This window comes from Mycobacterium sp. (assembly GCF_052144515.1).
Taxonomy (GTDB): Bacteria; Actinomycetota; Actinomycetes; order Mycobacteriales; family Mycobacteriaceae; genus Mycobacterium.
Genome location: NZ_JBKQQD010000218.1, coordinates 1 through 12,216, shown reverse-complemented (window position 1 = coordinate 12,216; position 12,216 = coordinate 1). Strand labels below are relative to the sequence as shown.

The 12,216-nt window shown below is 61.7% G+C and carries 10 protein-coding genes; 1 reads left to right on the top strand and 9 read right to left on the bottom strand.

The window, feature by feature from the left end; translation table 11 throughout:
• Positions 1-719: 719 nt before the first annotated feature.
• The 9 genes from ACLP9N_RS15395 to ACLP9N_RS15355 all read right to left on the bottom strand — a co-directional run bounded on the left by ACLP9N_RS15395 (position 720) and on the right by ACLP9N_RS15355 (position 10,663).
• Positions 720-2,411, bottom strand: coding sequence for a GMC oxidoreductase (locus ACLP9N_RS15395; RefSeq protein ID WP_442408231.1), 1,692 nt, complete (start codon positions 2,409-2,411; stop codon positions 720-722).
• Positions 2,408-3,415 (bottom strand): aldo/keto reductase, encoded by a 1,008-nt coding sequence (locus ACLP9N_RS15390; RefSeq protein WP_442408230.1) that lies wholly within the window; start codon positions 3,413-3,415, stop codon positions 2,408-2,410. The genes ACLP9N_RS15395 and ACLP9N_RS15390 overlap by 4 nt, the downstream gene beginning before the upstream one ends.
• Positions 3,416-4,576 carry a glycoside hydrolase family 113 gene (locus ACLP9N_RS15385; protein WP_442408229.1) on the bottom strand — a complete coding sequence of 387 codons (1,161 nt, stop codon included), beginning with the start codon at positions 4,574-4,576 and terminating at the stop codon, positions 3,416-3,418.
• Positions 4,577-4,585: 9 nt separating this feature from the next.
• Positions 4,586-5,851, bottom strand: coding sequence for a lipopolysaccharide biosynthesis protein (locus tag ACLP9N_RS15380; protein WP_442408228.1), 1,266 nt, complete (start codon positions 5,849-5,851; stop codon positions 4,586-4,588).
• 139 nt (positions 5,852-5,990) lie between these two features.
• Positions 5,991-6,782 (bottom strand): hypothetical protein, encoded by a 792-nt coding sequence (locus tag ACLP9N_RS15375; RefSeq protein ID WP_442408227.1) that lies wholly within the window; start codon positions 6,780-6,782, stop codon positions 5,991-5,993.
• Positions 6,733-8,559, bottom strand: a complete 1,827-nt coding sequence (locus ACLP9N_RS15370; protein WP_442408234.1) for a glycosyltransferase family 39 protein — start codon at positions 8,557-8,559, stop codon at positions 6,733-6,735. The genes ACLP9N_RS15375 and ACLP9N_RS15370 overlap by 50 nt, the downstream gene beginning before the upstream one ends.
• Before the next feature lie 83 nt (positions 8,560-8,642).
• The gene (locus tag ACLP9N_RS15365) at positions 8,643-8,849 is read right to left on the bottom strand and encodes a hypothetical protein (RefSeq protein ID WP_442408226.1); all 207 of its coding nucleotides are present in this window, start codon (positions 8,847-8,849) and stop codon (positions 8,643-8,645) included.
• 41 nt (positions 8,850-8,890) lie between these two features.
• The gene (locus tag ACLP9N_RS15360) at positions 8,891-10,345 is read right to left on the bottom strand and encodes a PPE family protein (protein ID WP_442408233.1); all 1,455 of its coding nucleotides are present in this window, start codon (positions 10,343-10,345) and stop codon (positions 8,891-8,893) included.
• An 18-nt stretch (positions 10,346-10,363) separates the two neighbouring features.
• Positions 10,364-10,663, bottom strand: a complete 300-nt coding sequence (locus tag ACLP9N_RS15355; RefSeq protein ID WP_442408225.1) for a PE family protein — start codon at positions 10,661-10,663, stop codon at positions 10,364-10,366.
• Positions 10,664-11,955: 1,292 nt separating this feature from the next.
• Here ACLP9N_RS15355 and ACLP9N_RS15350 point away from each other — a divergent pair.
• The coding region (locus tag ACLP9N_RS15350) for a beta-eliminating lyase-related protein (protein ID WP_442408232.1) at positions 11,956-12,216 on the top strand (261 nt) is incomplete at its 3' end.

Below are 12,216 nucleotides of genomic sequence, written 5' to 3'. Positions count from 1 at the left end.
CCACGCCGGCGCGCGCAATTCACCCCGCTCGATGTCACGCACAGTGCAGCCCTCGACTCGGCGCTGGTGTGCAAGCGCGGGCCGGCAATCTAGCGGGCGCCATATAGCCGCTCAAGCAGATGAAGGGCGAGCACGACGCCTTCTGCGGAAGCGTCGGCCTGACCAGGTAGCGCACGAGATCTCCTCACGCCTGTGGCTGACGTTCATATAGTAAACCAGAAGTTGTTGAAATCAGTGCTATGCATTCGCAAAGTACGTGACAGGCTTTTCCAGGAGGGTGCACGATATGGCATCCACCGACATTTCCGCAGAGCGGCAGGATACTCCGCAAGTGAGCCGTCCCCGGGTTTCTTTGGCGGCTTGGGGGGTAGGGACTCGACTGATCAGCCAGCCGCTAACCGGTCTGGTTCAGCCGGTCACATTGTCGCAAGCAGCACATCACGAGCAAACCCGCCCTGGAAGGTATGGGATTGAAGAAAAATTCGCCTCGAGCGCGGTCAACAACGCCGAACTAGCACTTGCCGCCTGACCGCGCCACGAATACGTCACCGAAACCCCGCCGCCAGACCATTCACGTCGCACCGGCTGTCGCAGACCCGCCGACCATTCGCGCTGGCACGCACAGTTCACCACGCTCGGTGGCAATCACAGCCCTTCGCCGCGTTGGCGACCGCGACTGCCGGCGATGTGGAGTGCTTGGGAAAGCCCTGGCCGACGACCTACCGAGCGCCGTACAGCCGCTCGATGAGACGGATGGCGAATACGACAATCATGAAGGTGGAATTGGCCTGGCCGGACGTCACGAACACCGAACTGCTCACGACGTGGACATTCGGGACACCATGGACGGCGAGATTCTCGTCGACCACGCCCTTCTCCGGATCTTTTGACATGCGGGTGGTTCCTACCTGGTGGAAACCGCCGCCGGTACGCGCGTGCACTGCCGTAGCAAGGTCGTCCGCGAGATATTCAAGCCGCCCCACGCCCCTGGCGCGCAGGTAGCTATCCCAGTGTCGGTGTGCCGCCAGTACGCCTTGGATGTCTTCGTCCGTGAACGAGATGTCGATGTCGAGTTTCGGCATGCCGAGGTCATCGACGTCCTCGGCGAGCCTTACGCAACTCTCGTAGTGAGGCAGATGTTCGGCGTGGTACTGGAATGGGTAGCGGTTCGCGGGATTTCCGACGAAAAAGCCCGGCGGTTTACGGCCCCGAGCGAACACCCGTTTGATGCCGAAGTCGACGAGGAATCGCATCGTTTCGATCGGCTGCCGCAGCACGTTACGAAGATGCGCCCACACCGACGATCGCTTTGCCATACCGTAAGGCGTTCCCGGGATGTTGGAACCGGTCAGTGAAAGTCGTTGCGCTGTCGGCGCGAACAAGAAGCCCAGGGGCGAGATCAGGGCCAGATACGTCAACGACAGATGCGCATTGCGGTGCGACGCGTCAGCCAGCTCCGGATTCGCGATCCATCCCGAGATATTGGGCAACCCGTGCTCGAGCAGATAGCTTTCGGCAAAAGTAAATCTCCGCCGGACGTAAGAACCGTCGATGTCGCGCTCGTACCAGTAGATCGTGTCCTCGGCAGGGGTCGTCAACACCAAGTCTGCGATCACACCCTCGAGGTGGGCCATGTACCAGTGACCCAACTGACCGGAATGGTCACCGATGCTTCGGCCTCCCCGACCCGGCGAACACATCAGCAATCGGGCGCTTTCCAACCCACCCGCCGCCACGATGATGTCCGCTGCGGTGACGGTGAACGAGCTCCCCGAAAGTGTCCTGCAGTCGATGTCCCTCGCGCGTTCTTTGTCGCCATCGAGGTTGATCCGCACACAGGTCGCATCGGTAATTACCTTGAGGCCGACCGCATCGCGGAGATCGTCGAAGTACACCTTGCCGAAATCGGTTGGGAGTGACCACCGCTCGAGCGATGACGTGGAAACTGCTCCGTCTTCAAGACCCGCGATCATGCGTCGGGGCAGGTGGTCCAGCTCGTTGACGTCGAAGATCGGGCGACCGCAGAGCATCCACTGGCAGGCTCGTTCGAAGTAGGACTGCAGATCCTCGTAGGTCACCGGCCACGTGGAATCCGGCGCGACGTCGCGCTCGACGAAGTCGACACGGTCATAGGGAACGCACCGTCCACCCCAGATGGAAGACGTACCACCGAGCTGGCGGCTGATCGCCAGCTCGACCGGTGCATGCACATCCGGGTCCTGCCGATGCGCAACCGACAGCTTCTGATACTCCGGGCTTGGTTTCCTGTTCCCGGTCTCGATCAGGACAACGTCGACGCTTCTCCTCGCCGCCTCGAGCGCACAGACGATGCCCGCCGGCCCAGCCCCAATGACAACAAGACCCGCATCCAGGCGCGCGCCGTCCAGCATTTCGCTCGCGGAGATGATCATCGCTCAACCCGCGTTCCGAGGCAGTTGTCCCGGATCATGCTCGCCACCTCGGCCTCGTTGCGGAGCGGTACCTCCACGCTTGCGTAAGCCATCTCGAGGTTTTTGATCTTGGTCGACGACAGCAGCACCGTTCCGCCCGGGTTGTGCCTCACCGCGTCACGCACGAGCAGTCTGAGCACGGTTCTCGTATCCGCGAGATCGGCATCGAGCAATTCGCTGCACTGCTGGCGGAATTCGGGCTCGCGACTCAGGACATCGTGTACGCGCGGTAGCGTTCCGGAGAGAAAGCCGAAGGTGATGATGGGCCGGCCTTGCTCCGGCGGCGGTCCTCCATATCCAGCAATCAGGTCGTAAGGAAACTGGAGTGCGGAGGCCCGCGCGCTGAGGTCGGCCACCACTGCGTCGTCCCCGCGGGATAGATCACCGGCCGGACCCCAGTATCCGATCACGCCCCGGCTGCGCTCGGTCTCGAGGTAGTCAAAAAGATCGCTGTAGTCATCGGCCAGCACGCCTGCCGGTTCGTGCAGCAGGAAGTAGTCGATTCGCTCGGTGCGCAAAGCCCGAAGGCTCGAAAGGAGCGCGTGCTGGGCGCTCGCCACAGAGTAGTCCCGACGGGAATAGAGAACACGGCCAACAGCCCCGGCGTCTGGCGCGGCACCTGATTGCTTGACTTTGGATTTCACCGCGGAGGACATCTGCAGTATTCGGCGGATCGGTGGCTGGACGAACCCGGCGAGGTGACCAATTACGGTCGGCCTGATGCCAAATTTCGTCGCGATCCGTATATCGGTACGCGTTTGCGCAAAATCTGCCAACTCGGCTTCCGCTAGCCCGAGGCCGTAGATTGGCGCCACGTCGAAATGTCTGATCCCGAGGTCGTAGGCGGATTCCAATACTGCGCGCCGGTCCCGACTTGCGGGCAGGCCATACAGGCTTGCGCAGCCGAATCCGAGGGTATGGCCGTGCGACGCGGTGGGCGGCTCAGTCGACCGGGAATCGATCATCTAGCTTGTCCTGTCCGATACATCGGATCCTGACCGAGGGTCGCTGTGCGGCCCGCCCAAGCTTGCACCGACAAACGAGTGCGAAGCCCACCAATTCCGTAGAACCGACTCAGCGAGCTTGCCGCCGATCGCATGGTCAAGCGGGGCGTAAACCCCGTTGTCGGTCCACCACGACCACCAGAACGCCCCGGCCCACCAGGGCTGGCCGCTGAACGTCGCGAGCAACGCCTCATAACCGGCTGCCTGCTCCGGCTGAGAGGGCGTACTGCTGTATTCGTTGTTCCACGGCTCGACCGCCGCACCCACCAGGCTGGGATAGCCGGCCTCGGTAAACAGGATTGGACGCCCGACTTCGACCGCGAACGCCGACATTCGGTCCCGTATCGGGATCCACACCGCCTCCAGCGCCGATATATCCGTTGTCGGCGTGGTGCTCAACGGGAAATAGGCGTCAATGCCAACAAAATTGAGCTGATCCCAGAATGACACGTTGGGGTATTCGACGATGGTGGCCGCATAGACGAGCGGACCGCTGTAAATGGCCTTCATTGCGTTGATGATCGTCAGCCACGCGCTGCGATCTGCGGAACCCGACATGGTGGCCAGTTCGCAGCCCACCGAGAACTCGTCGACGCCGTTCTGCTGGGCGATAGTGGCGTAGTGGGTCATCATCGATTGGTAGGACTTGAACCATGCTGCGCGGTTGGACGGGTTGATCGCCCAGCGGTTTGTGCCGTCTTGAGGGTCGACATGCGGCTTCAACAAGATCTTGAGGCCCTTGCTGTGGGCGAGGTCAATCGCCGCTAGCAAACCGGCGTCGGTGACGCTCCAGGCGACGTCGATACTGCTGGACGTTGCTATGGCCATCTTCCACGTCGGGGTGAACTGAATCCAGGTCGCGCCGAGCCCGGCGATGTCACTTATAGCTTGCGTGGTGGCCGTCCCATCGTAACCGTGGGTCTTCCAAGTCGGCAAAACGACTCCGCCCTGATGGACCGCCCCGCTCTGCTCGCTGACTGTCACCATGACCGCATTCGCAAAAGGCAGCGCAATCGCAGCAATGACGAAACCGGCGATAACCAGGCGCAGATGGCGGAGATTGTGCTTCGCGACCTGATCGCCGGCGCGGCGGTGGCGGCCACGATGGTGCGGCCTTCCCAAGCACACCTCCTACCGCTCGATAACAGATCGAATTAGGTCAGGAATCTGTCGTTCCTGACCACGGCGACTCTGCTCGGCGCCTATGGCCTGCTCATTAGACGACTTTCGCGCCTTATGGATGGTCGGCCAGAAGCATACTGCTTCTAACAGCACTGCCGCGCCAAACGCTATTCCAACGCCAGTTACGGCACCAAGCTTGAGCCCGAGCTCGGCAGCTCCGAGTTCCAGGGCCGTGCCAAGGGTTACCGCCAGCGCGGCCTTACCCAGCGCTCCTTGTGCTCTCCGTACCGGAATGTAGATCGATTTTATTGCGAAGGCGAATGTGCAAGTCGCGAGGGCGATGACGCAGTAACGGGCCTGTTCATACTCGGGTCCGAAGATTGCCAACACCGGACGTGCCAAGGCGGCAGCTCCCGCGGCAGCGAGAACGGATGCCACTCCTGACAGCCGGAGTGCGGTGCTGAGCCCAGGACCGAAGTGTTCCGCGTTCCCACGGTCGAGCGTCAACATCGCGGTAGCAAGATGGGTCGGAATCATCCAGATAACGCTTACTAAGAGAAGAGCCGCATAGAAACCTGCGTTAGCCTGAGCGCCCAGCTGAGCGGCAACCATGATCGGCATAATCAGTGCCGGCGCGTGGGTAGCAACGTTGATCCAATGATAACCTGCCACAGAACGCCATAGAGGAGAAAACCCTCGGAGGGATGGCATTGTCTTTAACCATTCATGCGGTGCCTTGGTTCGTAGTCCGAGAGTCAGCAACGAGACAAGGTTTCCCAGAAGCCAAACCGAAAAGACGACTTGCGGTGACAGGCCAATAGCAAATGCTGCGACGGGAAGCGCAATCAGCTTGACGAGCGAGAAAACCAGATTGCGTGACGTCTGCCGCCCGGCTTGCTGAACTCCAACCAGCGCGCCATCCAGCACCACCGTCACCGTAGTGAGGGCTGTGCCGACACCGAAGAGCGCTATGCCGGTTGGCGTGGCGTAGAGCCATTCACTGGTCTTAGTCGCGTTGTGATTGACGACCGCGTATCCCGCCGCAATCGCGAACGCCAAACCGCCGGTGATCCCCAGACTGGTAACGACAAGACGCTTCATCTCGGCACCGTCGCGCCTCGGAAGTTCGGCGCACAGCAGCGTTTGAAAGCCCAGCGTGGCCAAGGTTCCAATGAGCTGCATTGCAGAGATCACTGCAGACGCGCGACCTACGACTTCGGTGGTGGTGATGTGGGCGGCGAGAGCCCAAAACGCGAAGCCCAGCCCTGCGGTCATGAGGGTCGTGCTAAAGAGCGTGAGCGCAATCGTGGCGACACGACGCCCACCAGACTTCGAAGCGTTGCCACGCCCGAGTCCAAGGTCAAGCCACCGCTTGCGTGAGCTCTCAGCCGCGCGCCAGCGAGCGCCCACGTATTCACCGCCGGACAAACCACACCGTCCGATACGGAGGGTCTGCCACGCGGCCTCGATACACTGTGGCTACTGGTTTTTCGCCACCCACAGAGAACTCCTGGGTCCACACTTGGTTCGGCGCGAGTGTCACTCGATGCGTCGTCACCTGCAAGCCCGTGTTGATGACGGCTATGAATTCTTCACTCGACGCCTCATGGCTTTTGATACCCAATACAGCGCCCGTCGCATCCACGGGAGAATGTTCTGGGCCATCCGGGACAAACCACACTTCGGTGAAGGGCGTTTCCCCATGATGCGAGCTGCTGATGGATATGACAATTGCTGCGGCTACGACGAGGACCGAGGCAAAAAGTTTCGCGGCAGAAACCCACGTTAGGGTCGGAAAATCGGGGCGTTTCCACTCCAGTGGACCGCCTGCGCCACGCGCACGCGCTACGGCGTAGGCGATAAGAGTCGTTGCGAACGCATATGTCAGCCAATTGAATCGGACTAGGCCTGACGGAAGGAAATTGAGAATCAGGCCACCAACGATGCCCGTCCCCAACGAGCAGGCGACTATTGCGGTGAACCGCGCAGCACCGTTCGCGCCGCCGGGCAAGATCGCGCTCGCCCCAGCGACTCCAGTCAGAATGAAACAGAGAACTGTTCCCGTCACATTCGAGAATTCACGCGGAATGAATGGCAACACGGATGCGCCGTAGCAAACCAGAGCCGCCAATGCGACGAAATCGAGTTTGCAGAGCCTAGCGTCCATATACATCCGGCATGCCTCGTAGGTCGTAGAAATGGTCATAGCCTGAATCGTAGATTCGAGATATTCCGCGGAGATTATCGAATTTGGTCAGGTTGGCCTCGTATAGAGGCGCTTCCCTCGTGCCATGCATGACGTCCGCTTTGAATAAGTATCGAGTAATAGGAGCCTGTTGAGCCATTCGCGTGTCCACGTCTAGGTATGTGGCTAACAGGCCGCCGATAAGCGCAGAGTCCTCCGGAGTGAGGCGGGTGGTGTCGTAAAGCGATCCCGGGCCGCTGATGGGATCCAGCTGGGACAGTGATGACACGAGAACGAGCGATGTAAGGTCGCCAAAGTAACGGGAACCGGCTTGCAGGTTTGTTGCCGCCCATTCGCCTCTGGCCTTGCCTACGTTGTCTATTCCACTTACGTAACCGTCGACCAGAAACGAACCTGGAAGCCGCTGCCACCACTGCGGTAGACCGGTGGTGATTGAGTGCAGAAGGAGTGCGACGGCGATTGTTGTTGCACTTACGAGGCGGCTCGACATGGGGCCTGACCCACCGTGGCGGGCACCAGCAGTTGATACGAGACGGTCTAAAACTACAGCCACTGCCAGCGCGGTGAAGAGCGAAAAGTACGTAAGCGAGCGGATCGCCAGCTCAGCTGCGTCCGGGTGCTCACCGTTCGGTGGGGAACCTACAAATAGGCGTATCACTATCATCAGTGCATATAATCCGGGCGCCATACAGATAAATAACCGCTGCAACGGCGGCAGGGGGCGCGCAAGGCGGACGCTCACAGCGAGCAGTACTAGCATGAGCGCAACGCCGCCGGGGTTGCACAGGCGGTCGACAAGTGGGATGGAGAGGCTTGTCGGTAGCGCGGCCTTTCCGTCGGCGTGCCCAAGTTGGGCCAGGCCATTTAGGATTTGCGGGCCAGCACCACCGAGGTAGTCGGCGGTCTCGGGTGCGACGAAGAACATCCAGCATGCGACGATAAGTGCCCCTGACGCAGCACAGATCGCAAGAGGCAATGCAAGATTGCGGGTGCTACCGAACAGTGAAGTCGCCAGTGCAATGCCAGCCAAAATCCCAATTGTCACTAGTGCCGTCGAGTGATGCGTCATCACGGCAATCGCGACACAAGCCAACAAGCCGGCGAAGCTCTGATAGCGTCGGCGCTGATGGGTTGCGAAGCGGATTGAAAAGAAAATGGATAGAGCCAGAAATGGCAATGCCAAATTTTCATAGATGAATGATGTGTCGAAATAGTGAATCTGCGGGCTGAGCAGATAGAGTATTACGCCGATGCACGCTACGCGTGACGACTGAGACACCTCTCGGAAGACTAGCAGGACAGAAGCTGCGAGCAGTAGGTGCGAGGCACTGGCGACGACAATGCCGGCAACAAATGGGCTGGCCGATGACACCTGGGCTAGCTCGGCAGTGACATTCTCCAAGCCTGGGTATAAAGGGCTAATCGGCAGGTCATGATTCGTGTGGAAGAGATGGTGCGTCCTGAGGACGTTGAGAAGTGATCCCGAATGCTGCAGCTCATCGCACCACTGGAACGTAACTGGGCTGTATGCCCACCTAATCACAGACTGAGCACCAGCGTACATAAGCACCAAGAATTCGCGTTCGCGAGGCGACGTAAACGGATTCAGTACGCGAAAGACGACGAAAGCGAAGATGAGTACTTGCCCGGTCCAGAACAAGGGAGAGGCGAAACCTAAACTTTCTCGCGAGCGGGCATAGGCCAGGGCTACGAGGAAAATCCCCGTTGCAACGACCAGCAGTGCGTCGGGGATGCCGTTGCGGGCCTCTTTTTGCACCGGGTCCAATGAGCCTCCGTCGGGCCGGAGATCATCAATATGACCGGCACTAGACGGAGGTGGAGCCTGCTCAACGCTTACCATCAAGCCGTCGCTTGTTGTTCACAGGCGACGGCTTGAGAACCACGGGTGATGGCCTTATCGCTGTTAATTTTCGTTCGGGTAGCGCGCTCGGATGAGAATTCTTGCCGAATTGTCCGCGCTGCCCGCAGTTCGTCGGTGACCGGTTTCAGATTGCTTACCCCACGAACGCCATCAGACTCGTAGCCGCACATTTCAACAATTTTCAATCCGCTTATATACCTCGAGTACATTGATGCGTCCCTGCCGGTCATGAGTCGGGCGGCGCGTGTCCGTTGGTCGCCGCGTGGCCGTTGGTCGGCACGTATATGACCGCCGCCTGGTATCCAGGGGGCGTGCTTCCGTTTGTCGGGAATCCGGCGGGTATCGGCGGATACTTCGGGGTTGATGCGGCGACTACGCGCTCAGCGGCCGGGTATCCAGCGGCCGGCGGGCGCGCCACCACCTTGAGGCGCGACCCGTATTTGGCAGCAGCGCCCGCGACGGCGCCAGCGCCCGCCGCCACGGCCGCCCCCTGCCCTAGCCCTGGGAACATGAATGGGAAACCTAATCCAGCGCCAACATCCAACGGCGCAGCCGCAGCAGCCGCCATCCCCAGCGGAACCGACCCCAGCGTCGCCGGCAGACCTGCCGCGGCCCAGCCCCAGCTCGTCGGCACCGACAACCCCCCGACCTCAGGCGCTTGACCTAGGCCCGCCAAGCCGCTCAGGTCTGCGCCGAGGCCCCCGGCGAACCCTGACCCCGCCGCACCGTCGGCTGCGGCCGCCGCCGCCGCGTCGGCCGCACCCGCCGCCGCGTCGGCTGCGGGTCCGGCGGCATTGGCGGCGTTGAAGGCATTAGCCATCGGCGTACTCATAAGGGGCCCGAGCGCGCTTTCCGCCATAAACATGGAAAACCACCCCGGGATGGTGGCGTAGCTTTGCGCGAGGCCTCCGAGCGAGAAACCGGACGACGAAAGCCCGCCTAGGAACCCTGTCCCGGACGACCCGGAGGAAGACCCACCCAGTAGCCCACTCAAGATCCCCGAAAGTCCCGATGTCGACGAAGCGGGCGAAGTGAGGCTCTGTAGCGCGGTAGGAATCGCGGAGACCAGCTGCGACAGCGTCGACTGCACGCCGGCGGCAGTCGACGTGCCGGTGTTGGCACCCGCGGCCGCCTGCGCGGCCAACCCCGCCAGGTTGGTGGTCTCCGGCGCCGCGGTGAATGGTGTCACCGCCGCGGTGGTTGCCGCCGAAGTCGCGGCATAGCTGTACATCGCCGCAGCGTCCTGGGCCCACATTTCGCCGTATTGGGCCTCGGTGGCCGCGATCGCCGGCGTGTTCTGACCGAAAAGGTTGGTCGCGACCAGCGACATCAGTTCAGTGCGGTTCGCCGCGATCTCCGGCGGCGACACGATCATCGCGAACGCCGCCTCGTAGGCACCCGCCGCCGCGCGAGCCTGGGTGGCCGCCAGCTCAGCCTGGCTGGCGGTGGTGCTCATCCACGCCGCGTATGGCGCGGCCGCGGCCGCCATCGCTGTTGACGAGGGCCCCAGCCACGGCCCGCTGGTCAACTGCGAGATCGCCGACCCGTAAGAGGACGCCGCCGAAGCCAAATCGGCGGCCAACCCGTCCCAGGCCGCCACGGCGGCCAGTAGCGACTCTGGCCCTGGACCCGCATACATTCGGGCCGAGTTAATCTCCGGAGGTAACGCGCCGAAATCGATCACGGAAACCTCTGCCGCTCAGCGTACCGCGACGGCGTTGGCGGCCTCGGCGGCCGCATACGAACCTGCACTGGTCCCCAAGGCGCTCACAAACAGTTCATGAATCGCCATGGCTTGCGCACCTATCGACTGGTACAGCTCGCCGTGTGCGGCGAACTGCGCCGCCGTCAGCGCCGACACCTCGTCGGCAGCCGCGGGAACCACCCCGGTGGTCGCTGCTGCCGCCGCCGCATTGCCGGCGGCAACCGCAGAGCCGATGCTTTGCAGCTCTCCGGCCGCCGACGCCAGCATTCCTGGCTGTGTGGTGACGAACGACATGTGCTCCTCCTAGCGGAAGCAGGCCGACCCAGAGGCGGGCCGCGGTTATCGCGGTGCCTGGGTGCCCTGGGTGCCGGGTGGCACCGGATGCGAATATACCGATAGTACACCAGGACGCGACAAACGCATACTCTTCGGCATTATGTGCGACATTCGCCAAACCTACAGTCTTCGATAAGGCACACGACATGCATACACACGGGATGGCAGTCGGGGAACAGACTGCGCACTTGCCGAACACGGAGACGGAGGCAGCGCAGCCTCCAGGCGGGTCAGCACGGGGCCCGTGCCCAGCAAGACAACCACAACCACCCGCTCGACCCGCCTACCGGCTGCTCGGGTCGGCGAAGGCCACCTAGCCGATTAAGCGGATGCGTGAGCTGCGGGATGTAGCGTCACACGCGGCCTTTGACGGTGAACCGGATCTATCAAGGCACGAATCGGATTCAGCGCGTGGTCATTGTCGCGGGCGCTGCTGCGCTGATTCTCGCCGCGTTCGGCCTCGATTCGGTACCAGAGGTCGGCGGCCTTGGTGCGCCTGCGTTTGCGGCGTCATCGCCCGACGATGGGGTGCCTGGCGCCGTACGGGCGGCGGCGGTTCCGCGGTGGGCAGCGGGCGGGTTGGGAATGAGAAACGCACTGGCGAGTTTCGTGGTGTGGGTGCGCCAGCTTCAGAACCTTTGCGGTGATGCTCGCCGATCAGGTCACGGCCCGCCAGATCGAACGCGTCGATCACATGGAGCGGGACGACGAACGATACCCGACGACAGTCGAGGGATCAGTGCGGTTAATCGATTCGTATTGATGGTGTGAATCCGCAGGTGAGGGGCCGGCAGCTAGCAACAGCGGGGCAACCGATCGCCGCCCACTCCCGACTCGTGCTGATCGCTGCTCGCGGCAACCATCCGCACCGCGCGCTCACGCAGGTCAGGCGGATATCTCCTCGAGGAACTGCGTGACAAACCGCGCGGTCTGTTCACTACCCAGTCTTCCGGGGGTGCTGATGCTTTCTCCGTTCAAATATACTAACTATTGGCGATCTGCTTCTATTGTCGTCTAATAGTATGTAATCTAGGCCTCAGATGCATCATCGGTATATACATACCTCGCACTCAAGCGTCGGCGTAGCAACCCGGGTTGGGCTGCTTCCGTTAGGAGGAGCACATGTCGTTGGTGACCACACAGGCAGAAATGCTGGCGTTGACGGCTGGAGACCCCGGGCCGCCCGCGCACGTCACTGTCGCCATTCGCTCGTTATCGTCCGAAAGAAGCAGGCCGGGACTGTGATCGCCATGACGCCACATTGCTCCTTCACCAGCGACAACACCGCCGGTGGTGCACCCGAGATCATCGCAGCTGTTGCAGCGGCAGCCTTCGGGCAGGCACCGCCCTATGGCACCGACAGTTGGACTTCGAGCGCACGACGCCGCTTCAGCGAGATCTTTGATTGCGACGTCGATCTGCTCCCCGTTTCCACCGGCTCGGCGGCGAACGCATTGAGCTTGGCCGCGCTGACCCCACCGTGGGGCAGCGTGTTATGCCACCGCGACAGC

Bases quoted from the DNA above. Each gene is read 5' to 3' on its own strand.
- ACLP9N_RS15375 (WP_442408227.1), bottom strand. From the start codon at position 6,782: ATGACCATTTCTACGACCTACGAGGCATGCCGGATGTATATGGACGCT.
- ACLP9N_RS15355 (WP_442408225.1), bottom strand. From the start codon at position 10,663: ATGTCGTTCGTCACCACACAGCCAGGAATGCTGGCGTCGGCGGCCGGA.
- ACLP9N_RS15395 (WP_442408231.1), bottom strand. From the start codon at position 2,411: ATGATCATCTCCGCGAGCGAAATGCTGGACGGCGCGCGCCTGGATGCG.
- ACLP9N_RS15380 (WP_442408228.1), bottom strand. From the start codon at position 5,851: ATGACCGCAGGGCTGGGCTTCGCGTTTTGGGCTCTCGCCGCCCACATC.
- ACLP9N_RS15390 (WP_442408230.1), bottom strand. From the start codon at position 3,415: ATGATCGATTCCCGGTCGACTGAGCCGCCCACCGCGTCGCACGGCCAT.